This is a genomic window from Paenibacillus nasutitermitis (assembly GCF_014641075.1).
In the GTDB taxonomy this organism is placed as follows: Bacteria; Bacillota; Bacilli; order Paenibacillales; family Paenibacillaceae; genus Paenibacillus_Z; species Paenibacillus_Z nasutitermitis.
Map to the genome: position 1 here is coordinate 406,057 of NZ_BMHP01000001.1, position 25,493 is coordinate 431,549.

Sequence of the window (25,493 nt, forward strand, 5' to 3'; positions counted from 1 at the left end):
ATGAATTGAAGTCGTCCATTCCGCATATCCTGACAACGATCATCCATCCAGGGGCAAAGAGGAGACGCCGGCATCCGGCGTCTCCTCTTTGAGGTGGGAAGGGATTTCTTGAACGTCACGATTTTCCCGGTTATTCTTTTACCGCTCCGAGCACCATACCCTTGACGAAATATTTCTGCAGGAAGGGATATACAAGAAGAATGGGAATGGCACCGATAAAGATCTGGGATGCCTTAACGGTCTCATTGGAAATTAATCGGATATCTTCCGGCCGCATGTTGATCTTGCTGAAGTCCTCTGTTACGACAATGGTTTGCAGCAGGGTACTTAACGGCCACTTTTTCGCCTCCGACAAATAGATCATTCCATCAAACCATGAGTTCCAATGCCCAACCATCGTGAAAAGCGACAACGTAGCGAGTGCCGGCATGGAAATCGGCAAGTAGATAAACAAAAGTGTCTTGATATGATTCGCCCCATCGATTAGAGCCGCTTCTTCCAGCTCTTTGGGAACCGTCTTGAAGAAGTTCAGCATGAGCACCATATTCCAAGCGGAAACGGCGCCGGGCAGTACCAATGCCCAGATTGAATTCATAAGCTGCATCTTCTGGATGACGATATAGGTGGGGATCAGACCGCCGTTGAAAAGCATCGTAAACACAAAAAACCAGGTATACGCGGTTCTCCCGCGAAACAACGAATTCATCTTGGAAAGGGGATATGCCGTCAATATGGTTACAAGCATCCCGATCCCGGTTCCAAGGATGACCCGTTGGATCGAAACGCCCATGGAGCGTATGAAGTTTGGATTGGACAAAGTTTGTTTATACGCATCCACATTGAATCCGATAGGCCATAAAGTGACCATATGCGAATTTGCCGGCTCTTTGGCACTGAATGAAACGGCCAGAATATGAATTAAAGGCAGGATGCAGGCAATCGCCGCGGTAAGAAGAAATAGGAGATTCACGGAATAAAAGAGCTTATAGGTTTTGCTTTTATAATACATCAGTCTGCTCCTTTGGTTAGAATATGCGATAGTTGGCGAATTTGTATGCCATTCGGTAAGCGGTCACGATAAGAACCAGACTAATGACGGCTTTGAACATGCCTACTGCTGCACCGAAGCTGAATTGGGTCTTGAGCAGGCCTACCCGATAAGCGAAGGTATCGATGATATCCCCCTTGTCATAGACCAGCGCATTGTACAGATTGAATATTTGATCGAAGCCCGCATTCAGGATACTGCCCAAAGACAAGGTGCCAAGTACGATAACGATCGGGATGATGGAGGGGATCGTAACACTCCACGTCTGCTGCCAGCGACTTGCCCCATCTACTTCCGCAGCTTCATAAAGGGATGGATTAACGGCCGTCAAGGCGGCCAGGAACAGGATTGTGCCAAAACCGAATTCCTTCCATACATCGCTAACGACCACCGTAAATCGGAACCAGTCGCCTTGCATCAGAAAAGGGAGCGGCTCAATGCCGAATAAGGAACTGAGCAGTTGATTGACAGGGCCATTGGTGCCAAGCAGGTTGATCAGAATCCCGCCCAGAATGACCCAAGACATGAAGTGCGGGAGATAGACGAGCGTCTGCACCAAACGTTTGACGAACATATGGCGCAATTCATTCAATAACAAAGAAAACACGAGGGGCACCAATAGTCCGAAGAATATTTTGAGACCGGCTATAATGAAGGTATTGCGAATGACCTGCACGCTGTCTTCCCTCGTCAGCATAAGACGGAAGTGATCCAATCCCACCCACGGAGAATGGAAAAATCCGAGCCACGGCTTGAAGTCTTGAAAAGAAATAACGAGGCCGAACATGGGCAAATAGAGAAAAATGACGGCCAGTACGATTCCGGGAATCAGCATAGCGTGAAGCTGCCAGGTCTGTCTGAAATTCCAGGCGTTTTTGTACCAATTCAATTCGGGTTCCTCCTTTATGGGGTTAATGATATTATTGTAAAAGAGCATATGGATTACAGATACGCCAATTCCTTAACTAAAAAAGCAATCTGTTAACTTATGTCGAAAGCGCTGTCATTCAAGTTAATGAATTGTCTTTTTTCTTGAATATGTTTTCTGTTTTCGATGTTATTTTTTCGCTATGCTTGGGTTGCATTTACAAATAACATTGGAGGTCAACACATGAACGGAATCAGAAAGCGGATCGCTCTGGTACTGAGTTTGGTTTTCTTGCTCACAACACTGGCGGCGTGCTCCGGCAATTCCAGCAACACATCATCGGGGGAGCCACAAACTGCACCGAGTGCTTCCACATCAAATTCAAGCGGAGCGACGGACTCGACTACGGAAGTATCCACGGAAACCGCGCCCTTCCAGAACGGCAAGTACGAGCCGGCAATTTCTATTAATACGGTAATTCCGATATCGGATGACATTCAGTACTTCAATGGGGAAACGGCGGAGAAGAACATACTTTTCGATCAAGTCAAAGAGAAATTGGGGTTGGATATCAACGTTCTATGGACCGCCCCCACAAAAAACGAGGGCTTTAAGACGAAAATGCTTCTTTCTTTGTCATCCGGCGAGAAGCTCCCCGATGTCATCAATACGATGGGAGACCCGGACTTAACGAATCAATTGATCGATTCGGGCAATTTCATGGATCTTACAGAAGCGATCGAAAACTATGCAAGCGAAGACATTAAACGTATTTTCAAAGAGAATCCGGACTTGTTCTACTCGGTCACCCGCAATGGAAAGATCATGGCGCTGCCGATCCCTTCCTTTGGACCGAATGGGCCGCCGCTCATGTATATTCGCCAGGACTGGCTGGATAAATTGGGACTGAAAGCGCCGACGACCATTGATGAGATGGAAACGGTTATGGATGCATTCGTGAATCAGGATCCGGACGGCAACAACAAGAAGGACACCTTCGGACTGGCGCTGCAGCTGAAAAATCCTTCAGGGGACATCTTCGCGGACGCCACTGCACTGTTCGGGGCATTCGGAGTCATTCCCGGCAACTGGAGCAAATCTGAAGACGGACAATCGCTTGTCTTTGATACGGTACAGCCTGGGATGAAAAACGCCATTGCCAAGCTTCGGGATTGGATGGCCAAAGGATTGATTTCCAAGGACGCCCCTCAGCAGGACGGAGGTACGGCGACGCAGCTCTTTACTTCAGGCAAAGCCGGAATCGTATTCGGACCGAATTGGTTTCCGTATTTTCCGTTGCCCGATTTGGGGGCGAACGTGGAAGGAGCAACCTATAAGGTGTATCCCGTTCCTGTCGGACCGGACGGCAAGGCCGGACGGCGATCATTCCCACTGGTCGGGGCAACGATACTGATCAACAAAAACTACGCCCACCCTGATGCCGTGTTCAAATATGCGCAAGTCATGTACGAGTTTGCCAGAGACAGCGGAATCTGGGACATGACCAAGGACAAAATGCTCAGCGGCGGTTACGATGCGCAGGGAAGCGTATTCCATGTGGCGAAGTACGGATTTATGCCGAACTATTTTGTCGATCCCTGGTACCAGGTCGACGGATATTTGGATTATATGATCCAGGGCAAGCCGGGAAGATCCTCCAGCGAACAGGAGAGCTTCGATACGTGCAAGAGTAATCCGCTCTGCATAGACGGACAAATTGAATCGATGAAAGCCTGGAAGACGCAGCAGGATGCGGACAGGATGAACCTATTTGTCGGACCAACCACGGAAACTCAAAAAACGCAGGGTGATTTTCTCAGCAAACTGGAATATGAAACGATCGTTACTCTTATTTTCGGGACAAAACCACTCGAAGACTTTGAACCTTTTGTGGAGAAATGGAAGTCCAGCGGCGGGGATAAAATAACGCAGGAAGTCAATGAATGGTATACTGCAAATGTGTTGAAAAAATAGAAATTATCAAAGAAGAGGCGGAGCTGTCATCCGTCTCTCTTGTTCGTTAAAATTGCCGTGATCAGAAGAGATGAAAACAGACGGGGCGGTTATTTATGGTCAGAATGAACAACTTCATTAAAGTGAATATCCTCATCCTCATTCTGTTGGTTCCCGTCCTCATTATGTATATGTATTCCAATCGTACAAGCATTGGCGTACTCGAGCAGAACATCCGGGATTCACAGACAACCCGGCTGGCGTATTTGTACAAACAGCTGGACGATAATGTCAGGCAAATATCACTGATGGCAAATGTCCTGCTCAAGGATCCTAATGTGAAGGAATTCAGGGATGCGGATCTGTACGGAAATGATATGACATATGACCTGCTCAAGAACGTACAGGTCATCAGCCAGAAGCTTAATCTGCAGAGCGTCGCCAATACCTTTACGAATTCCATTACGATTTACGCCCCGCGGATCCAGAAGGCGATCGGACAATATTCGCTTGTCTATTATGATTGGAACGATATCGGCACGCATGCCTCTCCGAAATGGCAATATGATCGGACCAACGGCCAATTCGTACTCTATGCTTTTGATCCCATTAACGAGCATCGCCTGGTGGAAAATGCCGGATTGATTGCCAAGGTAGGCTTCTCATCGAGCAATATCGTCAAGCTTCTGGACAACAATCACTCCGGCGGAGAAGGCGGAACGTTCCTGTACAATCCCGCAGACAGTGCGGCGATTCCTTCCGGAAGCGCATTTTCCATTGCGCAGGACATCCGCAATGAGATTCGCAACTGGCAGCTCACCGATCAGGGGTACGGTACAATTGCTATCGGCAAAGCCAATTACTTGGTGAACTATGTGAAATCGGAAGAGCTGGGCTGGTACCTGTTAGACTTCGTGCCGATGCAGGATATTTTGTCGCCCATTACGGCCAACCGCCGTTTCTTCTTCTTGTTCCTGGGGATTATGCTCTGTGTAAGCGTTTTAATCTCTTATATTTTGTACCAGAATATCCGTATGCCGATCAAGGATCTGATCCGGGGCGTTCATCAGCTGAAGAAGGGCAATTATGCCGCGAGAATTCAAGTGAAATCGGATAATGAATTCACCTTTTTGTTTCAAAGATTCAATGAAATGGCCGAGGAAATCGAAAATCTGGTCGGGAAGGTATACGCGGAGCAAATCCGCTCGCGGGAAGCGACATTAAAGCAGCTGCAGTCGCAAATTAATCCTCATTTTCTATATAATTGCCTGGCTTTCATGAAAAGCATGGCGGTGCTCGATGAGAAGCAAGCGATTATTGCCATGTCCGTCAGTCTGAGTAAATATTACCGTTATACAACGAGAAATGAACGGCAGCTTGTGACAGTGCGCGCAGAGATGGAACTGGTCGAGAATTATTTACGGATACAAGGGCTTCAAATGAAACGGCTGAGCGTGCATGTTGAGCTCCCCGAAGATCTGCTCGAGCTTGAGATCCCCAGGCTGTTGATTCAACCTGTCGTTGAGAACGCGATTATTCATGGAATTGAGCCGCATGCGGAAGCAGGGCAGCTTATCATAAGGGGCGAACAGCGCGATGGCGAAAACTATATTTCCGTTGAAGACGACGGACCCAGTCTCACAGAGGTGCAAAGACTTGCACTTGCCAAGAAGATCAATTTGCCGTTGACGGATGAAATCGGCTGCGGCTTGTGGAACGTTCATCAACGGCTGCGTTATCAGTTTGATTCGAACGCTGGATTGCAGTTCGATGTTTCATCGGCCGGCGGGTTAAAGGTTATTCTTCATTGGAGATAGATCAAAGGGGAGAGCAGGATGTTTCAAATACTGATTGTGGATGACCACGAACATCTGGTGGAGAGTCTGGCAAGATCGCTCCCTTGGGATGAACTGGGAATTGAGCAGGTGCACAAAGCCTATTCCGGCAGCGAAGCATTGAATCTTCTGGATACGTATCCGATTCAAATCGTGATCACGGATATCAGGATGCCGGGCATGTCCGGTCTGGAATTGATCGAACGGATCCGGCAGAAGCACAAGAGAATCAAAAGTATACTGCTAAGCGGCTATGCTGAATTCGAATATGCTAAGCAAGCCATTCAAAGTCATACTGTCGATTATATTCTTAAACCGGCCGAAGACGAAGAGATTATAGCAAGTCTGCGTAAGGCGACGGAAGCGATTTGTAAAGAATGGGAGGAGGTCAGCTCTCATCAGCGGACGCTCTATACCTTAAGAGAAAATGTGCCTAAGCTGAAAGATAATTTGCTTAATGAACTGCTTAGAGGGCGCAGTCTTCCAAAGGTTGTTCTGGCACAACAGCTGGAGTCCTTTGAAATTCCCTTCTCCGCAGATGACGAAGTAACGATGATGCTCGTTCGCCTGGACGAATCGTTTTTTGCTTACAGCCGACATGATTTCTATCTGTTGGAATATGCAATCGGGAATATGGCAGAGGAAATATTCGGAGACGAATATGAGCTGTGGACATGCCGCGATGCCAACGATTACCTTGTTTTTCTCATTAAGGAGAGGGCGGTGTTAAGCACAGACCTTTATTCCGGGGAGAATTCGCTGCTGCATAGACCGCTGAAGTTGGAACGTGAGGCAAGCGAGCTGCAGAACTGTGTCAGATCCTTCCTTCAAGGCAGCATTTCCGTATTGATCAGCAGCAAAGGATCATTTCCGCGTGAAATACCGATGCTCTACCAATCGTCTCTCAGACTAATCCGGCAACGCTTCGGGGGAACCGACGAATTTCTTATTTCCGCCGACTCCTTCAGTAATTCACAGACGATCGACTCGTCCACCGGCTTGTATGATTCTCCGACACTGGTTCAATTGCTGGAAGCGGGACGGTATGATGCAATTGACGACAAACTGCACACCGTATTTGAGTCCATTGGCCGGAGTAATCGGCAAACCTACCAGGAACATATCATGGAAGTTTGTTTTGCCGTAGCAAGCGCATTGATTTATATTTCCCACAAGAACAGCAAACAGCTGGAAGCGGTCATCGGCGAAGACTTCAGTGTGCTCCTGCAGGCGATCCCTTTCCGGAATGTCGGGCAATTGCAGATGTGGGTATCACGGGTACTTGGCAAGGTTAAGGCGGACATGAACAGCGAGCAAGGCGAGACGGCGGCCTATCTGATCCGGAGGGCCCAGGAATATGTCGAGGATCATCTTTCGGAGGATACGTCCTTGCAGGCAGTTGCGGACTTTGTCCACCTGCATCCCGTCTATCTCTCACGCGTTTACAAGTCCGAGACTGGTGAAGGCTTGAGCGGGTACATCTTACGATTAAAAATGGAAAAAGCCGAGAAGCTCCTGCTGGAAAGCAGCAAAAAAATACATGAAATTGCCGAGCAGCTCGGTTATGAGAATCCGCCTTATTTCATTAAAGTATTCAAGAAGTACTTCGGGTGGACGCCCAAGGAATTCCGGGATCAGAATGCGCACTGAAAGGGAGCAAGTATAGATCTTAAAAATAACTAAGGAGGATACACATTTGAACGGTAACCGCAGGACGGACGCTTCATAAAGCGTCTCTCTTGCGGTTTTTTTTAATAGCCGAAGTATGATCTTTTCATCAGAATCTTTCATCAGCATATTCAAAATTCCCCCTCCTTATCCGACAATGGTATAGACACTCTACATATCTGGACATGGAAAGGGATTGGGGCAAGGTGCACAAAGACAGAAGTCAAAAAAAGAGAATGATTAAGTTGAATTGGAAGACGGCAGGGCTCGCGGCAACAATGATGCTGGGTGTTCTCGCGGTTCCGCTAATGGAGACGGCATCAGCCGTGCCGTATAAGGAATCGGATAAATCGGGCATTAACCGGACAGCATCCAACCGGGCACAGTCCATAACGGCGGAAGAGCCGGCAGGTCAAGTAACCCTTACCTATCCCAAGGCTTCAGTTGCTTTGACCGCTGGTACACGGGAGTTTATCGGCAGTTCGCTGATCGTTTCCGAAAAGGTGGCTTTGACATATCAAACGGGTAATCCAGCCGTCGCCAAGGTGAATACGGCGGGTGTTATAACGGCTGCTGCCGCAGGCAGTACGACCTTGACTATTACGGTGGTTTCTACCGGCTATAAGGGCCAGTTAAAGCTGCCGGTAAAGGTTTCGGCCGCGCAACCGCTAAAGCTTGGCTTCTCTCCCAAGCTGGAATCGCGTAAGGTAACGGCTGGTGGCAAGAGTTTCTCCGTTAGCATGGTTACGATACCCAAAGGCATGCCCGTCACTGCCGGAATTGCAGGCCGGAGCGTAGGCGCAACCCAGCCGTTATCCGCGATAGCCAAAAACTATAACGCTGATATTGCCATTAACGGGACCTTCTTTGATGCTTATAGCGGCGTTCCCGATCCATATGGCAATATAATCCGCGACGGGCTGCCGGAGCATATTGGGAATTTAGGCACAACAATCGGTTTCAAATGGGATGGAAGCGCGGTGATGGACTCCCTGCGCATCAAAATATTCGGGAATGTTGAGGGCAGCGAACGCACCAGCGGCTGGTATGCTTATTTTATTAACCGCAAGCCTACCTCCGGCTCGGCTGCGACCTTGTTTACCCCCGCTCGCGGCGCAAAGCTGGGATTTGCTGCGGCATCGGCCGTCATTGTGGAGAACGGCAATGTGAAACGGATCGCCTACGGCGAGAATGCGGAGATTCCGAAGAATGGTTATGTATTGGTTTTCCTGGGCGCGGAGAAAGGACAAGCGGGCAAATTCAAAGTTGGCGACAAAGTGTCCTACAACGTCGAATATCAGGACATGAACGGCAATAAGCTGGATTGGAGCCAGGTGCATACGGCTATTGGCGCAGGTCCCAGACTGGTGAAGGATGGCAAGGTTTCGCTGAATGCGGCGGACGAAGGTTTCAGGGATCCGAAAATCCTTAGCGGAGGGGGCGCAAGAAGCGGTATTGCCATCCTCAAGGACGGGTCGGTCATAATTGCCACGGTATCGGGAGCAACGATGAAGCAATGGGCGCAGGTAATGGTCCAGCTTGGCGCCCGGCAGGCTATGAATTTGGACGGCGGAGCCTCGTCCGGTCTTTGGTACAAGGGCAAATCTGTGACCTCTGCCGGACGCGAGCTCAGCAATGCTTTGCTTTTCGGAGAGAAGCTTAAGTGGTAGATTGACAACAAGAAGCCGGCACTCTTTTTTAGAGGCCGGCTATTTTTATCGTTTTTTTATCGGTTAACGTTCGAATTCAAGGCTCATCCTGAACATCCGGTACGATATTGAGCTTGTCGGAAGGTCGATAACCGATACGCCATGGCGTGCTTGAGCCAAGTGATTCGGAGATCAGGTCGGAACCATAGGATTCCTCGGTATTTTCTTCTGCCGTGAGGTCATTGTGCTGCGATTCAACCGAAGACATATCGGTCTGACGGTTTTCTTTGCTGAATCGGCTGCTCATTGTGATTCCCTCCTGCTTTGAAGCCTATTTAATGCTTTCTTAGTATATCCCGTTCAATCCGTAAAATTCACGCTACCCACTACAAGCTCCAGAAACGGGCTCAGGTCGCCGGCTTCTTCCTCGGTAAGCTTGAACACATGCTCCAGATAACCTTCCTGCTCCAAATCATCCTGGCCCATAATGGCGGTACGGCCGCTTTGCAAATCGGTTACCAGCTTCTTGCCATAGAAACGGCTGGTCGACATGATAGCAAGGTCGAACCGCTTGTAGTTCGGGGTTATAAAAGTGACGAAACGCGTCGACGTATCTTCAGTCATGTCCGACATAAAATCATAATCAGGGAGCAGCATCGGGGAACCTCCTTCATTTATACATCCTGCAGGGCCGGCTTCGCAGGCCAGGCCGTTGCGTGCACGTTCTATCATAGCACCTGGACGATACAAGGGGCAATATGGATAGAGACCTCTTGTCATATACTGCCTGAAGTTCTTTGTTCAAAAGGCTATTGCACGAAGACGTGAACTTATGCTATGCTTTGAGCAATCAAATCATTGCACCGTGAGGAAGCACCTCTTCAGCCCTAACCGGCAGGAGAGGTGCTTTTTTTGTGCCCATTCCGCAAGAACCGGGTGCCTCGACGCTTGCTGCGATTGAGAAACAACTATTATTAGGAGGCGTGAAACATGCAAATCGTCTTTATGAACACCTTTGAGAAATCGGAGGACAATGGACGCAGCGTTCAAGCACAACTGTCCATATGTGAGCAGGAGGGAGTGTGGACAGTGATCTGGACGGAGCCGGAAGGGAAGAAGCCGGATCAGCAGTCCGTTTGGTTTGAAGGAGGTTCCTGGGAAGAAATGATGACAGCCTTTCGTCATGGGATCGCGGTTCAGATGGGCACGGGCTATATGCCGCTTATTGATGGTCTTCTCGATGACCGGCTATCTGCAGCCGGCAGGGGAGGGATGTATACCATGCTGCAGTGTTACGGTGAAATGAACGCAAACAGCGAATTGTTCGGCCAGCTCCGGGAATGGCGCAGATCCAGGGCAATCGCCGATAAGAAATCGGCGTATCTGATTTCCGCCAACCGGATGCTTTGGATGATCAGCGCGTTTGTGCCCCATCAGCTTGAAGAGCTGGCGCAAATTCCCGGTTGGGGTGAAAACAAGCAAGCGGCTTACGGGGAAGAAGTCCTCGCAATCACGCGCGCGTTTAAGCAGAAATCGTCTTTTCCGCTGGAATGGGTTGCAGACTCTTTGGATCAGAAGGCCTATACCCAATGGTTATTCAAACAAAAGGAGAACAAGTATAAAACCCAGATGAACAGACAGCAGGAGAAGCAGCATCTTCTGAGAGCGATTGCAGAAGGGAAGACGCTTGACCAGATGCAAGCCGAGCTGGAGCTTCCGCGGCGCGACCTCATGGAGCGGATCGAGAAGCTGGAGACGGAAGGTTATGATGTGGAGCCTTTGATTGAACGTGAACTGGAGCAGGTGCCCGAAACGGAGCTGCAGCTGGTATGGGAAGCGCTGCTGAGTGAGGGAGACCGTTACCTGAAGCCGGTCCTTTTCAAGGTATATGGGGAGGATACGGTAAAAGGAAAGCCGGTGGATAAGTTGTATGACCGGCTGCGTCTCATCCGATTGCGCTACCGGCGGATTAAACCGGAAGCGATCTAGTTCGTCTTCCTAGACCAGATGGGATCGGCATGAAGTATCTTGGCACCGCTGCCGCAGGGAAGCCCCGTTTCGTAGGAGCGGTTGGCAATAAGATCGGCCGCCGCCACCCGGAGCGGGCAGGACTGGAACAGGCTGTCTTCATGGACAGGCTGTGCAGCCATCCGATGGATTTCCCACAGCCACAGGAGGATCGCTGTTATGATCGGTTTGTCTTCATTCAGGGCTATGTTCCACATGTCCCAGATGCTCTCCGTTCTGATTTGTTTGCCGTCCGTGGGATCCAGCCAAGGCCGGCGTCTTTCATTTATAGAATGTCAAGAGGCGGCAGGGACCGTTTAAAAACAAATGGTTCAATCCTGCCGAAGGTAAGGATCCGCCGGAATCCCGAAGGATCGTGGAAAAGCCGCTGCGCCCGTATCATATCACGCATAGCGGCACTCCATTGATCCCGCCTGTGGCAATCAAAGCTTCTTCACCAAGCACTTCCAGTACTTTTTGGCCAAATATGAAATGCGTCCATATATTCGGCATCCTCTTACCTCCTGGGGCTTTAGTTCGACAAAATACAACATAATTTACTAAAATGGAGACGAGAGTAGTATACTTGTCCTAATTTCTTTAGTATAATATGTGAGAAGAACGAATTAAGAATCAAGTCGAAAAGGGGCGCTACTTCACGATGAAGGCAGAATATATTAATCCCTTCCTGGAATCCGCAATTATTGTCATCGAACAAGTTGCTCAAATTCGACCTGCTGCCGGGCAGTTGGGGATAAAGGACGTTAAGTTCGTTGAGAATCATATTTGGATTCAGATCGGTCTCAATGGCCAAATGACAGGCGATATCGTATTCGGTTTGAGTGAAGAGGTTGCTATGAAGATGATTTCGGCGATGATGGGCGGCTATGTCATTTCGGAAATTGACGAGATGGGACGAAGCGCAATCTCGGAACTTGGGAATATGATCAGCGGAAATGCCAGTACAATGCTTTATAATCAGGGTGTGAGGGTGGATATAACTCCTCCTAAAGTCATGCATTCCGCGCAGGCGGCCGGGTTCAAAGCTCAGCGGGCACTCACTATTCCACTTATTATGGAGGGAATTGGCGAACTGGACATTCAGGTATTAATTGCATCCTAGCATGTTGTGAGCTCCTGCCGGAGCTTTTTTGTTTTTTTAGAGCTAAAAAAAACTTGTCTATGCTATACGCAGGCAACCCTGCTAAACCGGATAAATGTGAATATTTTGCCTTAATGTCCTGCTTGCAGTAAACTGGATAGCAGGTGATGAACGTTGATACGAAATAAGATCATTTTAATAACCGGTGGATCGAGCGGAATCGGAGCGGAAACAGCCAAACGGCTGGCTTTGCGCGGTGCAATCCCGATTATTACCGGCCGCAATGAGAACCGCCTGAAGGAGATGTCAGCCGAAATTGAAGGCAGGCATGGCATTTACCGGATGGATGTGACCTGCTATGACGAGGTTCTTCAGATCACCCAGCGTATTCAACAAGAGTTTGGAGCCATTGATGTCCTGCTCAACAATGCGGGCTTTGGCTTGTTTGAAAGCTTTGTGGATGGGGAAGTGGAGCATTTCGCAAGCATGATGGATACCAACTATATGGGCATGGTACGATGTGCCAAGGCTGTGCTGCCCTATATGCAGAAGCGGGGATCTGGGCACATCATCAATGTAGCGTCGATGGCAGGCAAAATAAGCACAGCTAAAGCTTCGGGCTATGCGGCCACGAAGCATGCTGTGCTGGGACTGACCAATGCCATGCGAACAGAGCTGGCACCTATGGGGATAACGGTATCTGCCATTAATCCCGGTCCTATTGATACGCCTTTTTTGAAATCTGCAGATCCGGAGGGCACATACTTCGACAGTGTCAGGGGATTTATGCTCACGCCGGAGCGGGTAGCCGCGGCAATCGTCAGAATGATCGAACGTAAGACGCCGGAAGTGGACCTGCCGTTATCCGCCGCGATCGGGATCCGGATATACGGATTGTTTCCGCGTTTTGCGGACCGTATTGCCGGACGCTGGCTAAACCGTAAATAATAGATGCTTAACATTAAGGAATGAGGGACAAGATGGACAAGACATGGGAATCTTTTGAGCTGCATCCGCTGCTGGCGGAGGCGCTCCGGGCCAATCATATTGAAACGCCGACTGCTGTGCAGGCAGCCGCCATTCCGCTTCTGCTTGAAGGGCGCGATGTATCAGCAAAATCGCAAACGGGCACGGGCAAAACATTGGCTTATATGCTGCCTGCCCTGCAGAAGGTGGATACCGCCAATTCAGGTGTACAGGTGATGGTGATTGCGCCGACCCAGGAGCTCGCCATGCAGATTTTTCGCGTTGCGGAGCATTATGGGGAACCGCTTGGCATTAAGACGCAGCAGCTAATTGGAGGCGCCGCTATGCAGCGTCAAGTGGAGAAGCTGAGACTGCATCCGCATATTGTCGTAGGCACGCCGGGTCGGATTCATGAAATTATGGCTGCTGGCAAGTTAAAGCTGCATCATATCGGACTTGTCATTATTGATGAGGCGGATCAGGTGTTTAATCTGGGTTCGACCCGGGAGGTCGAGACTCTTCTGAAGGCGATGCAGCGGGACCGCCAAATCGCTTTCTTCTCGGCAACCAGGCCGGTAGAAATGGAGAAAGTGGAAGCAAGGTGGATGCGCGGACCGGAGCGTGTCGATGCGACGGGCAGCAGCCAGGCTCTTGAGAATGTGAACCATTATTTCCTGGTTTGCGACAAGCGGGACAAGGTGGACACGGCCAGGCGTCTGATCCGGATGATGGAACCGAAAACAGCGCTGCTTTTTATTAATGAAACCGATGAAATTGCCAACTACGAGGCTAAATTCGGCTACGAGGGTTTTAAGGTTGAAACGCTTTATGGCGATGCGGATAAGCAGCGGCGGGCCGGGACGCTTCAACGTTTCCGCGAGGGCCGGATCCAGCTTCTGCTGGCTACGGATATAGCGGCGAGGGGACTGGATATCGTGGATCTGCCGCTTGTGGTTCACCTGGATCCGGCACTGGATGCGGACCATTATGTTCACCGGTCGGGACGGACAGGACGGATGGGCAAGCCGGGCACGGTGGTATCCATAGTTACCACACAGCAGCTGTTCATTATGGATAAATTCCGCAAGCAGCTCGGAATCGATCTGCGTGAGAAAGTAATGTACCGCGGAAAACTCGCAGATCCGGGAGAAGGCGGAGCCGTCCGCGGGAGCAAATCCTACGGCAGACAGCTTGATGAAGCTGCCGCAGCGCAGAAGAGGGCGGGCCGCGATGCTTCCAGGCATCCAGGAAGCGAAGAATCCGGCGGGAAAACTCACCGCGAAGCTGCCAATGCAGCTGCAAGAACGAAATTATCTGCCGGGGGAACGCAGAACCGGGGAGATGAAGCTCAGCGGGGCGACCCGTCCCGTCAGGCTTCGGGCAGCCTGCCTTCCAGTTCGAATCCACGTGCTGCGGGGACATCGGGCACCCATAAGGAATCTGCGCAGCTGCCGCAATCCGACAGAGCATCCAAGCCGTCAACCGCTGCTGGAAGCACAAGCAATACAAAAGGGAAACCGGCTAAAAACATCCAGCCTGCGAAGTCGAAGAAAGAAATGGAACGCGAACGGAAAAATAAAGGGGCTCCAAAGTGGCTGAAAGCCAAACGGGGAGATGCAGCAAGCAAGGAAAATAATGATCGTCAGTAACTGTAAAAGGGAGGAGCAGCGGCCATGTGCGGGTGCTTCTTCTTTTTTTGCTGTCCAAAGGGGCATGCACGTTTGTGCTACGCGGTTATGTTATGCAGTTGTCTTACGCGATTCTCCCAAATCGTCAGAACCGTACTGTCTACCCATCAATCATGCCAAGGTCCGCATCCCTTGCAGGCTGAGCCAGGACGACAATCAAATCAATATCGCTTCGTTGAGGAGGGAAGCCGTCAAAAGCGACCGAGCCTTGGATATACAGGCCAATGGTATGGTCGTGCTGGTCGGTTTGCAGTAGCCTGTAAAAAATCCAGATCATGGGGTAAATACGGCAGGTATTGTGGATTCTTTCATCATCTATACTTCTCCTTCTATCGTTCATTTGCATGAACACCTGGTGGTCTGGGAAATGTAATTTTAAGGGAAAACGTCTCAGCCCCTCACTAAATGGGTAATAGAACATATGCCTGCTAGGCAGGTTCTTGTTATTAATGGAAAGGGGAAGTGAACCTTATGATGGAACATGCGAAGAAGGTGGCTTTCTTACTGGCGCACGACTTTGAAGATTCCGAGATGAAAAACCCTTATGAAGCTATAGTGAAAAATGGCCACGAGGCGGTCATCATCAGTTTACAAAAAGGCATGGAGCTGACCGGTAAACACAGGACGGTGTCCTACACCTCTCATTTAGCAGCGGAAGATGCCAATGCGGCGGATTACGATGCTGTCATCATACCGGGGGGGGAATCGCCTTCCCATTTGATCGACAATAAGTCCGTCATAGCGTTCATCAAGGAGATGGACAAAAACCATAAGGTCATTGCCGCAATTTGTCACGGACCATTGCTCCTTGAGCGCGCGCAACTGCTGGAGGGACGGAATATAACCGCCTATCCGGAGCTTCATGAAGAATTAAACGATGCTGGCGCCCGGTTCATCGACAAAGCCGTGGTAGTGGATGAGAATCTGATCACCTCCCGCACGCCTGAAGACGAGCCATATTTTATCGAAGAAACGATAAAAAAACTGGGCGTAGCCGCATATTGACAACATGACGGTTTGATCCAACATATCCGTGACCGGCATGAAACGTTGACCCTCTTGAGGGGGCAGCGTTTTTTTGTTGGCTCAAGGTTGCTTAGTCGCTTTTTCTAAAAAAGTCTGACCGGGTCATAAATCCCCATTCCGCTAGGTCTGCCGCTCTCTGTACACTGCGGGCGAGCAGCCGAACTGCCTGCGGAAAATCCGGTAAAAATAGGAATAGCTGCCGAATCCACAGGTCTCGGCAATTTGCTCCAACGGCATAGTGCTGAACTTCATGCGCTCCATCGCCATGGACAACCGGACATTCTGGGTATACTGGATAATAGTGACGCCGAAGCATTCTTTGAATAAATGAACGGTGCGGGAAACACTCAAACCAACATGGCTGGCCACGTCCTGGATGAGAAAAGTAGCACCAGCCTGTTCATCGATGAAGTTTTTCATCCGTGTAGCGATAAAGGATTTCCCATGCAGCACCGCCTGCGTGGCTACGGCCCTGTCCAGACTCAAACACAAGGAACGTAGCAGATAGTCGCACATTTCCCGGTCCTCCTGTATGAACCGCCGTTTCTCCAACGCAAGTGCCCTCCATATGGACAACAGCCGCTCGTCGGAAACAATTTTTGTTTTCTGGGGACGTTCCTTGCGGGCCCACCATTCATCCAGCCAGGGGCCGTTGCACACCACAAAATAATCGCCGCTCGCTGTTTGCGATTGACCGCCGGCAGGGGAATGGTCCTCCGCCACAATATGAAGCTGATAGGGATCCCCGGGCTTGAACAGCAGCAGATCGCCGGCCTCTATACGTTCCAGCCGTCCGTTGACGAGCGCTCTGCAGGAACCCTCGGTCTGAAGCCGGAACAGATAGGTTTGCAGCCCTTCCGAATATTCAATCTGAAAGGGATGTGAATGATAAGAATAACTGCAAAGCATAACATCATTATACGTAGGGTACATAGTCTGACCTCATTTAGTAGCAAGATTGTTCATGTTATAAGTATATTCTACATCTCCTTGCGGCGGCTTTTCCACTATAATGATTGTCAGATCAGTAATCAGTTTGAGAGAGGATGAATCAGATGAAAATCGGATTGCAATTGTATACACTGCGTGATGTTTTATCACATGATTTCAATGGAACGCTTCGCGAAGTAGCGGCAATGGGATATGAAGGGGTCGAGTTTGCGGGATATGGAGGCGCTTCCGCAGAGGAAATGCGTGACCTCTTGCAGGAACTGGGCATTGAAGCTTTTGGCAGTCATGTCAGCCTTCAGCGTCTGGAAGAGAATCTCGAAGAGGAAATCGCTTTTTTGAAAACAGTGGGAGCAAGCTATGTCATTTGCCCTTATCTGACGGCTGAGCAGCTTAGCGGCGGAGAAGCTTTCTGGAAGGAATTGTTCCGGAAGTTTGCCGCAATCGGCGAGCGTTTGAAGCAGGAAGGCTTGCAGTTCGCCTACCACAATCATGATTTTGAATTCGCCGGCAAAATCGGCGGAGAGTTCATATTCGATGCCATGTACAGCCATGTGGATGCTGATTTGCTTAAGGTGGAGATGGATATCGGCTGGGTCCAGTATGCGAAGCAGGATCCGCTTGCCTATATCGCGAAGTACAAAGGCAGACTTCCGCTGCTTCACTTGAAGGATTTCCGTCAGCAGGAAACAGGCGGAGCCATTGATACAGTCGAGCTGGGACAGGGGGATTTGGCCTTGAACGATATTATAGCCGCTGCCCAGCAGGCTGATGTGAAATGGCTCGTCGTCGAGCAGGATACCTGCGCGAACCCGCCGCTTGATTCTGTCCGCACCAGCATCAACTGGTTGAAGGAAAATGGTCATAAAGCATAATATTCATTCGAGTTAAGAATACAATACCCGGAAGAGGAGTTGCCGTCAGTATGAGTAAAATCAGAGTTGCGGTCATCGGCTGCGGATCCATCGCCGAAAAAAGACATATTATTGAATATGCAGCGAACCCCAATGTTGAATTTGCGGCCTTCTGCGACCCCGTCATGGAGCGTGCGCAGAAATATGCGGATGAATATGGAGCCAAAGCTTTCGCCAATTACGAGGATATGCTTGCCGAGATCAAACCGGATGCAGTAAGCGTTTGTACGCCTAATTACCTGCATGCCGCAGCAACAATCGCGGCTGCCAATGCCGGCGCTCATGTGCTGGTCGAGAAGCCGATGGCTGCCACCGATGGGGAAGCGGAAGCGATGATTGAAGCAGCCCGCAAAAACAATGTGTATCTGATGGTCGGCCATAACCAAAGACTGATGCCACCGCACGTGAAGGCGAAGGAGCTGCTCCAAAGTGCGGGACTCGGTCGCGTTCTTACTTTCCGCACTTCTTTCGGGCATCCTGGACCAGAATATTGGAGCATAGACGGTCCCGGCAGCTGGTTCTTCCGCAAAGAGGAAGCCGTGATGGGCGCTATGGGCGATCTCGGCGTACACAAGTCCGACCTGATCCGTTATTTGCTGGACGATGAGGTAGCGCAGGTGACGGCTTTCATCGGAACGCTGGATAAGAAAAATACGCAAGTGGACGACAATGCGACGGTCCTCCTTCGTATGAGCAGCGGCGCTATCGGCACGCTGGTTGCCAGCTGGACGTACTATAAAGGCGAGGACAACAGTACGGTGCTGTGGTGCGAGAATGGTGTCATGAAGATCGGAACAGATCCCGAGGACCAGATTATTGTGGAGCTTCGGGATGGAACGGTCGAGCGTTATAACGTCGGCGCGATCTCAACGAATGACAAACAGCAGACAAGCGGCGTCATTGATGCTTTCGTTGAAAGTCTGGTCACGAACACGCCTCCGGCTATAACCGGCGAGGAAGGCCGCAAGTCGCTGGCTGTTATTCTCGCAGCCTTTGAATCGCAGGCCAAGGGCACGGTCATCAGCTTGTAGGTTTCAACAAACGAAACAAGCACGCTTCGTGTACGGGACAAAGCACGCTTCGCGTACGGATTAAAGGAAACAAAGCACGCTTTGCGTACGGATCAAAGGAAACAAGCACGCTTTGCGTAAGGATCGAAGGAAACAAAGCACGCTTCACGTACGGATCATTCTTACGATCGCTGTCGTCCCCGGATTTCTTTGATTGTATAAAACATGTATCGGTTGAAATCCAGTGACGAAGACGACCACTATCGTTTCTCCAGAACGATTCCGTCCGCTTTCGCGCTAAACCTGATTAACCGGCTCCCATTATGGGGCCGGTTTTTTTATCGATTTTTCTATAGACGAAATTAGCTGGTATATATTTCTGCATCCAAAGTGTGGGTTGCAAATCACAATGCCTGCTGCAGTAAGGTTTTTCCTTCTTAGAGCTGGAAGAAGATGTCGTAAGGAACTACAGCAAGGATTTCCCATCTTAGAGCAGCCGAAGATGGCCTTCAGAACCATATTGCGAACTGCAATAAGGTTTTTCCTGCTTACAGCCAGGAAAACAAGACATAGGCTGATGCAGGAAGGTTATTCCTTGCTGGGCTTCCGAATTACCCGCAGGCGCAGGAACTTCGTATGACCTACCTCCAAAGCGGGACAGCTTATCAATGTTACATTGCGGTCACAATAACTTATGCAAAGGAGAGTACCTGCCGGACCCATCTGCCGCCGTTATCTGCTTGGAGAGTTGACCATCCCAGGGATTCCGCTGGCGGCAGGTTATGCAGCTGATCATCGATATAGAGTACCCGGGATCCGGGAGGCAGCAAGGAAGCTGTATGGGCAAAAATAGCGGGAGCAGGCTTGGAGGACCCGAACTGGCTGGAGATGGTCATGCTGCTGAAGCAGTGCCTGACCGGCGACAATAGTGGCAGAAGCCATTCGGAACGATGATTGCTGAGCAGATGAATGTCGAAAACCTCATGCCATTCCGGGATGAGCTTCATAGCGGGCAAAGGCTGGATATTCATATGCAGCAAACGGCGCGCCTGATGCTCCTGAAGTTGCGGCAGTTGTTGCCGCAGCCAATGCCAGAAGGCAGGTTCTGCTGCTTTTCCATTCCACAGGTCCTCCCGAAGCTCGAGTTGATATGTTTGAACCAGCTGATCATAAGCAGCGGGTTCACCTGCTATTTGCTGCCAGAACAGCGGAGACAGATTGGCCACAAGCACGCCTCCCGCATCAAGGACAAGCTGTGGTTTCATTGGCATAGACGCGCTCCTCTCATGAGCAGGCATACAGAATGAAGTCCCCCATTTCGGTGTTTCATGGGCCTTGGTCTATTAAAAATCGTGTGGACTCACGCACCAGAAGCTTTGTAGGAAGCACGATTTTGCGCCGCTCCTGCATGGGATTGGCGATCACGGACAGCAGCAGTCTGGCGGCTTCTTGCCCGATCAGCTGATCCTGCTGGATGACGACTGTAGGCGGAACCGCCCACATGGCCCCGTATTCGACATCATCAAAGAAAACCACGGACAGCTGCTCCGGGACCTTTATGCCCAGCATAGCGGCCGTTTTCATAATCTCATAGCCAGTCCCGGAGTTCTCCGCGAATATGGCGGTGGGCAGCTGCCGCTCCTCCAGAAAGGCTTCAATTACGGACGGTGACGCATCTGTCACCCGATAACCGGGAGCAGAGGTGATGCCTGCCTCCGCCAACGCTTTCTCGAAGCCGCTCAGCCGCTCCTCAACGCTGGTCGTTCCGCTTTTCCCGGATGCGATATATGCGATATGGCGATGGCCCATACCAAGCAGATGCCGGGTCGCTTCATAAGCGCCTCCACTATGATCGGAATAGACGCAGTTCGCGGCAATCCCCGGCATATCGCGGTCAATCAGGACCAAGGGAAAACGCGACAAGGTCAGCTGAACCAGTTCTTCATTATAATGCTCGCCGTCCACAGGGAAAACGATCAGGCCCTTCACACCCAGCCGGAGAGCCTGGCGGACCCGCTCCCGCTCCTGCTCCTGCGAATCATTCGTCTTGAAAAAAAGCAGATTATAGCCGGCTTGCACGAGCACCTCCTCGATTCCGCCAAGGATATGGGCCGTAAAAGCGTTCTGCAGGCGGGGCATCAGAAAAGCGATCGTCTTTTTTGCGCCGCCCGTCGAATCTTCACTGGTTTCTTCGGTGTAAATGGTTTTTTCCCCGACCCCGGGCGCGGATAGAAAAGTTCCTTTGCCCTGAATGCGGTATATCAATCCTTCTTTGACAAGCTGCTGAAGCGCATTTTTGACCGTAATACGGCTTACATTAAACTTCGCAGCCAGTTCATGCTCGGTCGGCAGCTGATCATTCTTGTTCCATACGCCCTGCCGGATCTGCTCAAGCACGAAGGAACGAAGCTGTATATATAAAGGAATACGTTTCTCGGAATGGGTCAAGCGATTCATCTCCAGACAAGAGTTATATAACAAATATACAATTAAGACTGCTGCTTGTAAATGATTGCGATTATAAAAAGCAACCTTCAACTTCATACAGGTTCTATTCCCATCGATAAATAAAACGATTGACGGAAAAATAACGGAATGATAAGTTATATACATATTTAATAGACCATTAAAAATTTGTATATTTGTTATACTAAAGGAGTGCTTCAGATGTCCGAGTCCGCTAAAACTGTCCATGTCATTTCCCACTCCCATTGGGACCGCGAATGGTATATGCCTTATGAGAAACATCATGTCCGATTAATCGAGCTGATGGATACGCTGCTCGGTCTTATGGAGGCGGATCCTGAATTCCGCAGTTTCCATCTTGACGGGCAGACGATTATACTTGAAGATTATTTGCAGGTCAGGCCGGAGATGAGGGGACGCCTGGAGCATTTTGTCCGCAACGGTCAAATTCAGATCGGTCCCTGGTATATTCTTCAGGATGAATTCCTCACCAGCAGTGAGGCGAATATCCGCAATCTGCTTATCGGGCTGCAGGATGCAAGCGCGTACGACAAGGTATCGAAGCTCGGTTATTTTCCCGATTCATTCGGCAATATGGGGCAGGCCCCGCAAATCCTGCGCCAGGCGGGAATTGATACGGCTGTTTTCGGCAGAGGGGTGAAACCGACGGGCTTTAACAATGAAATCTCCGGCAGCTATTCCTCGATGTTCTCGGAAATGTATTGGGAGTCGCCGGACGGCTCGAAGGTGCTCGGAATCCTGTTTGCCAACTGGTATCATAACGGGATGGAAATTCCGACGGATCCCAAACAGGCGGCGCTTTATTGGAAAACCAAGCTGCAGGACGCGGAGCAGTTCGCCTCCACTCCGCATCTGCTATTTATGAATGGGTGCGACCATCAGCCTGTGCAGACGGATTTATCTGCAGCGCTGAACACGGCACGTGAGATTCTGCCGGAGATTACATTTGTCCACTCCAACTTTGATGATTATATTGCCAGTGTCAAAGCCGCGCTTCCCGAGGACTTGGCCGTGATCCACGGCGAGCTTCGGAGCCAGCAGACCAATGGCTGGTTCACGCTGGCGAACACCGCTTCCGCCCGCGTATACATCAAGCAGGAGAACCAGCGCGGCCAAACGATGCTGGAGAAGGTCGCCGAGCCGCTCGCCGCTTTTGCAGCGCTGGCAGGCAAACCCTACCCGCATCATCTGTTTACGTATGCTTGGAAAACCTTGATGCAGAATCATCCGCATGACAGCATCTGCGGCTGCAGCGTCGACGAGGTGCACCGTGAAATGATGACCCGGTTCGCCAAAAGCTTCCGGGTGGCGGAGGAGATTGCCTTAGAGAGCATGACGGCTATTACCTCCAGCATCGATACGGAGAGTGTTTATGAAGGACAGGACGCTGTTCCTTTCGTGCTGTTCAACTCTACAGGCTGGAAGCGGACTGGCGTCGTCGTAACCGATGTGGATATTCAGCGTCTGCCCATAGGCTCGCAGGACAGGGAATCCCTGATCAGCAAACTCAAGCAGATCAACCCTGGCGATTACACGGTCGTTGACCCTAAGGGACAGGCGGTGCCTGCTGCAATCGAGGATCTGGGAGTTACCTTCGGCTACGATCTGCCTAAGGATAAGTTCCGCCAGCCGTACATGGCTCGTACAGTCCGGGTGACGTTTCATGCTGATGCGGTGCCGCCGCTCGGTTACCGTACTTATGCGCTTGTTCGCCAGGCAGAGGTTGAAGCTTCAACTGGCTCGAACGCAGCAGACCAAGCGCATGATTCACGCGAGATGGAGAATGAATTCCTTGCTGTGCGTATTCAGAATGACGGCACGCTGCATGTCACCGACAAGCGCAATGGCCGAGTATATCAGGATCTTGGCGCTTTCGACAACACGGGCGATATCGGCAATGAATATATTTACAAGCAGCCTGAAGGCGAACAAACGTTAACGACATTCGGCCATCCGGCTGTGATCTCGCTTCATGAGAAAACGGATTTCCACACCAGCTATGACATTATTCACGAATGGGAGATCCCGGCAGGGGCAGACGAAAGGCTGGTTGAGGAAATTGCCGGGTTCGTACCGTTTCTGGAACGCCAAGCCCAGCGGTCTGAGGAGACCGTCACTCTTCGTCTGAACACAAGAGTCACATTGGAGCAGGGAAATCCGTTTGTCCGCTTCAACACCAGGTTCAATAATCAGGCTATGGATCACAGGCTGCGGGTGCTGTTCCCGTCCGATGTGGAGGCCTCCGTCCTTCGGGCCGATTCCATCTTCGAGGTAGCGCAGCGGGATATCCAGCCTTCCGTAGAATGGGTCAATCCAAGCAATGCCCAACATCAGCAGGCGTTCGTGAATGTCAGCGACGAAGAAGGCGGCGTCACAGTTGCCAATTTGGGGCTGAATGAATACGAGGTGCTCCGCGATGGCCGCAATACGATTGCCGTCACGCTGCTGCGGGCGGTTGGCGAGCTTGGCGACTGGGGGGTGTTCCCGACACCCGAAGCGCAGTGTATCGGTGAGCAATCCTGCGAGTATCTGTTCATTCCGCATGAAGGCGGGGATGGAAGAATGGAGTCCTTTGCCATGGCTTATCAGGAACAGGTGCCTTGGATGAGCGTTCAGACGGCGATGCAGCCAGGTGCGCTGCCTGCCGAATATCAATTTGTGGAATGGTCCGGGGCCAATCTGGCACTGTCAACCGTCAAAATTGCCAAATCAACGGGAGATTTGATTTTACGCTGGTTTAACACGACCAATGAATCCGCTGAGCTGTCATGGAGCAGTTCTTCGGAAGTGCGCTGGTATAAGAGCAATGTTATCGAAGAGCCGGGAGAGCTGCTCCCCGAAGGCAGCTGCAAGCTGTCCATCGGACGGGCAGAAATCGTGACGGTCGGCGGAGTATCGAAGGACGAATAATTTAATAAGCAGGATATCGGGGCTGCCTGGCTGACATTCATGGAATGTGGCCCGGCGGCCTCTTGGTTATACGGTGCCAGAGATGTTACAATGCTAGAAAAAGCCGCCGAAAGGGTGCATGAATGATGAAAGCTGTCTACGCAGGGAGCTTCGACCCCATTACGCTCGGGCATATCTCCGTCATTGAACGTGCTTTAAAAATATTCGAATCGATCCATATTGTCGTCGCCAACAACCGTTCCAAAAACCATTTGTTCACCTTGAAGCAGCGGGCGGAGCTGGTGCAAAGCTCTATCCCGGAGCAATATGCAGCCCGGACTGTGATCGCTCCCTACGAAGGGGTCGTGGCCGATTATATCAATGCCAACGGAATCGGAGCTGTGATCCGGGGAATCCGCAATGCAACGGATCTGGAGTACGAGCTCCAGCTGGAGCAGTACATCCGCAATACGACGGAAGCTGAAACGGTATACTTATCTCCTTATACGCAGCATATGCAGACGAACAGCTCGCTTGTCCGGATGTTTTTTCAGTCGGGCAAACATGAACTGGCCAGCCACTATATGGCTCAGGGTGCCTACAACCTCGCTCTGCTCTACGAAATGGGAGGAAAAAGCAAATGAAAATCACGATACTTGGCCCATGGGGCGCTTATCCCAAGGCCGGCGAAGCCACAGCGGGTTATTTGCTTGAGCATCAAGGGAAATCCGTTCTCATTGATTGCGGGAGCGGGGTCCTGGCTCAAGTACAGCGTTATCTGACGCTTCCAGAGCTTGATGCGGTCATCATTACGCATAAACATCATGATCATGTCGCCGATTTGGGCTGCTTGCAGTACGCCTGCCTGATCGATACCGATCTGGGCAACCGAAGCACGGTCCTCCCGGTCTATTATGCTGCTGAATCGGACAAGGACCTGAATGTCCGATCACTGCCGGGTACGGAGATCCGCCGCATTGAGGCAGGAGGGAAACTGCCGCTGGCAGGACTTGATTTCACCTTTTTCAAAACCTTTCATGAAGCTTATTGTGTCGGCATGAGGATAAGCGATGGCCAGCGACACCTCGTTTATACAGCGGATACGTATTATGAGGAATCGCTGATTCCGCATTGTGCGGGGGCTGACGTGCTGATCGCCGAAACCTCCTTCCATAAAGCGGTCAGGGATGCCCGCAAATACGGCCATATGAATAGCGAAGAAGTTGGTAGATTGGCGGAACAAGCACAGGTGAAGCGTCTGGTTCTGACCCATCTGCCGCATTTCGGCGATATTGGCCAGCTGGCGCCTGAGGTGGCGGAAACTTACCGGGGGCCGATAGAAACTGCGGTTTGCGGCATGGAGATCCGATTATAAGGGGATTTTCTATATAGCTCACACATTGGGAGCAAAAACAAAGAGGACCCGACTGCCGCA

Annotated in this window: 23 protein-coding genes; 14 read left to right on the forward strand and 9 right to left on the reverse strand. The window is 50.7% G+C overall.

Annotated features, from left to right (window positions below):
- Positions 1 to 130: 130 nt before the first annotated feature.
- Together IEY46_RS01715 and IEY46_RS01720 are read right to left on the reverse strand one after the other, a co-directional pair.
- Positions 131 to 1,009: a carbohydrate ABC transporter permease gene (locus IEY46_RS01715; protein WP_188988529.1), complete on the reverse strand. Its 879-nt coding sequence runs from the start codon at positions 1,007 to 1,009 to the stop codon at positions 131 to 133.
- Positions 1,010 to 1,025: 16 nt separating this feature from the next.
- A complete protein-coding gene (locus tag IEY46_RS01720; protein ID WP_229750193.1) occupies positions 1,026 to 1,883 on the reverse strand; it encodes an ABC transporter permease in 858 nt (285 codons plus the stop codon).
- 276 nt (positions 1,884 to 2,159) lie between these two features.
- On the opposite strand from IEY46_RS01720, the gene IEY46_RS01725 reads away from it, so the two are divergent.
- The 4 genes from IEY46_RS01725 to IEY46_RS36210 all read left to right on the forward strand — a co-directional run bounded on the left by IEY46_RS01725 (position 2,160) and on the right by IEY46_RS36210 (position 9,042).
- A complete protein-coding gene (locus IEY46_RS01725; protein WP_188988533.1) occupies positions 2,160 to 3,890 on the forward strand; it encodes an extracellular solute-binding protein in 1,731 nt (576 codons plus the stop codon).
- A gap of 95 nt (positions 3,891 to 3,985) precedes the next feature.
- Positions 3,986 to 5,686 (forward strand): sensor histidine kinase, encoded by a 1,701-nt coding sequence (locus IEY46_RS01730; protein WP_229749998.1) that lies wholly within the window; start codon positions 3,986 to 3,988, stop codon positions 5,684 to 5,686.
- A gap of 18 nt (positions 5,687 to 5,704) precedes the next feature.
- Positions 5,705 to 7,354 carry a response regulator transcription factor gene (locus IEY46_RS01735; RefSeq protein ID WP_188988537.1) on the forward strand — a complete coding sequence of 550 codons (1,650 nt, stop codon included), beginning with the start codon at positions 5,705 to 5,707 and terminating at the stop codon, positions 7,352 to 7,354.
- Positions 7,355 to 7,608: 254 nt separating this feature from the next.
- On the forward strand, positions 7,609 to 9,042 hold the full coding sequence (locus tag IEY46_RS36210; protein ID WP_229749999.1) for a phosphodiester glycosidase family protein: 1,434 nt from the start codon (positions 7,609 to 7,611) through the stop codon (positions 9,040 to 9,042).
- Positions 9,043 to 9,118: 76 nt separating this feature from the next.
- On the opposite strand, the gene IEY46_RS01745 is transcribed toward IEY46_RS36210, so the two are convergent.
- Positions 9,119 to 9,328, reverse strand: coding sequence for a hypothetical protein (locus IEY46_RS01745; RefSeq protein WP_188988539.1), 210 nt, complete (start codon positions 9,326 to 9,328; stop codon positions 9,119 to 9,121).
- Positions 9,329 to 9,381: 53 nt separating this feature from the next.
- Positions 9,382 to 9,678 (reverse strand): DUF3055 domain-containing protein, encoded by a 297-nt coding sequence (locus tag IEY46_RS01750; RefSeq protein WP_188988541.1) that lies wholly within the window; start codon positions 9,676 to 9,678, stop codon positions 9,382 to 9,384.
- Positions 9,679 to 10,011: 333 nt separating this feature from the next.
- Between IEY46_RS01750 and IEY46_RS01755 the strand changes: the two genes are divergently transcribed.
- A complete protein-coding gene (locus IEY46_RS01755; protein ID WP_188988543.1) occupies positions 10,012 to 11,010 on the forward strand; it encodes an HRDC domain-containing protein in 999 nt (332 codons plus the stop codon).
- Here the strand turns inward: IEY46_RS01755 and IEY46_RS01760 are convergent.
- Positions 11,007 to 11,246 (reverse strand): hypothetical protein, encoded by a 240-nt coding sequence (locus tag IEY46_RS01760; RefSeq protein WP_188988545.1) that lies wholly within the window; start codon positions 11,244 to 11,246, stop codon positions 11,007 to 11,009. The two genes, IEY46_RS01755 and IEY46_RS01760, sit on opposite strands and share 4 nt — an antisense overlap.
- Positions 11,247 to 11,689: 443 nt before the next feature.
- Here IEY46_RS01760 and IEY46_RS01765 point away from each other — a divergent pair, with 443 nt between their 5' ends.
- The 3 genes from IEY46_RS01765 (at position 11,690) to IEY46_RS01775 (ending at position 14,745) form a co-directional block, all read left to right on the forward strand.
- On the forward strand, positions 11,690 to 12,151 hold the full coding sequence (locus IEY46_RS01765) for a chemotaxis protein CheX (protein ID WP_188988547.1): 462 nt from the start codon (positions 11,690 to 11,692) through the stop codon (positions 12,149 to 12,151).
- 153 nt (positions 12,152 to 12,304) lie between these two features.
- Entirely contained in the window at positions 12,305 to 13,078 is a 774-nt protein-coding gene (locus IEY46_RS01770) for an SDR family NAD(P)-dependent oxidoreductase (protein WP_188988549.1), read from the forward strand.
- A gap of 32 nt (positions 13,079 to 13,110) precedes the next feature.
- Positions 13,111 to 14,745, forward strand: a complete 1,635-nt coding sequence (locus IEY46_RS01775; protein WP_188988552.1) for a DEAD/DEAH box helicase — start codon at positions 13,111 to 13,113, stop codon at positions 14,743 to 14,745.
- 139 nt (positions 14,746 to 14,884) lie between these two features.
- Here IEY46_RS01775 and IEY46_RS01780 read toward each other — a convergent pair whose 3' ends face one another.
- Entirely contained in the window at positions 14,885 to 15,124 is a 240-nt protein-coding gene (locus tag IEY46_RS01780) for a hypothetical protein (protein ID WP_188988554.1), read from the reverse strand.
- 131 nt (positions 15,125 to 15,255) lie between these two features.
- Here IEY46_RS01780 and IEY46_RS01785 point away from each other — a divergent pair, with 131 nt between their 5' ends.
- The gene (locus IEY46_RS01785; protein WP_188988556.1) at positions 15,256 to 15,789 is read left to right on the forward strand and encodes a type 1 glutamine amidotransferase domain-containing protein; all 534 of its coding nucleotides are present in this window, start codon (positions 15,256 to 15,258) and stop codon (positions 15,787 to 15,789) included.
- 141 nt (positions 15,790 to 15,930) lie between these two features.
- Here the strand turns inward: IEY46_RS01785 and IEY46_RS01790 are convergent, their stop codons facing one another.
- Positions 15,931 to 16,743 carry an AraC family transcriptional regulator gene (locus IEY46_RS01790; RefSeq protein ID WP_188988558.1) on the reverse strand — a complete coding sequence of 271 codons (813 nt, stop codon included), beginning with the start codon at positions 16,741 to 16,743 and terminating at the stop codon, positions 15,931 to 15,933.
- Positions 16,744 to 16,856: 113 nt separating this feature from the next.
- Here IEY46_RS01790 and IEY46_RS01795 point away from each other — a divergent pair, with 113 nt between their 5' ends.
- Both IEY46_RS01795 and IEY46_RS01800 read left to right on the forward strand, forming a co-directional pair.
- Complete coding sequence (locus IEY46_RS01795; RefSeq protein WP_188988560.1) at positions 16,857 to 17,633, forward strand: sugar phosphate isomerase/epimerase family protein; 777 nt, start codon at positions 16,857 to 16,859, stop codon at positions 17,631 to 17,633.
- 50 nt (positions 17,634 to 17,683) lie between these two features.
- Positions 17,684 to 18,703, forward strand: coding sequence for a Gfo/Idh/MocA family protein (locus tag IEY46_RS01800; protein WP_188988562.1), 1,020 nt, complete (start codon positions 17,684 to 17,686; stop codon positions 18,701 to 18,703).
- A 671-nt stretch (positions 18,704 to 19,374) separates the two neighbouring features.
- On the opposite strand, the gene IEY46_RS01805 is transcribed toward IEY46_RS01800, so the two are convergent.
- Both IEY46_RS01805 and IEY46_RS01810 read right to left on the reverse strand, forming a co-directional pair.
- Positions 19,375 to 19,953: an HAD family hydrolase gene (locus tag IEY46_RS01805; protein ID WP_188988564.1), complete on the reverse strand. Its 579-nt coding sequence runs from the start codon at positions 19,951 to 19,953 to the stop codon at positions 19,375 to 19,377.
- A 55-nt stretch (positions 19,954 to 20,008) separates the two neighbouring features.
- A complete protein-coding gene (locus IEY46_RS01810) occupies positions 20,009 to 21,130 on the reverse strand; it encodes a GntR family transcriptional regulator (RefSeq protein ID WP_188988566.1) in 1,122 nt (373 codons plus the stop codon).
- A 219-nt stretch (positions 21,131 to 21,349) separates the two neighbouring features.
- Between IEY46_RS01810 and IEY46_RS01815 the strand changes: the two genes are divergently transcribed.
- The 3 genes from IEY46_RS01815 (at position 21,350) to IEY46_RS01825 (ending at position 25,433) form a co-directional block, all read left to right on the forward strand.
- A complete protein-coding gene (locus IEY46_RS01815) occupies positions 21,350 to 24,079 on the forward strand; it encodes an alpha-mannosidase (protein ID WP_188988568.1) in 2,730 nt (909 codons plus the stop codon).
- Positions 24,080 to 24,201: 122 nt separating this feature from the next.
- A complete protein-coding gene (gene coaD, locus IEY46_RS01820) occupies positions 24,202 to 24,702 on the forward strand; it encodes a pantetheine-phosphate adenylyltransferase (RefSeq protein WP_229750000.1) in 501 nt (166 codons plus the stop codon).
- Complete coding sequence (locus IEY46_RS01825) at positions 24,699 to 25,433, forward strand: MBL fold metallo-hydrolase (protein ID WP_188988572.1); 735 nt, start codon at positions 24,699 to 24,701, stop codon at positions 25,431 to 25,433. The genes coaD and IEY46_RS01825 overlap by 4 nt, the downstream gene beginning before the upstream one ends.
- Positions 25,434 to 25,493 lie beyond the last annotated feature (60 nt).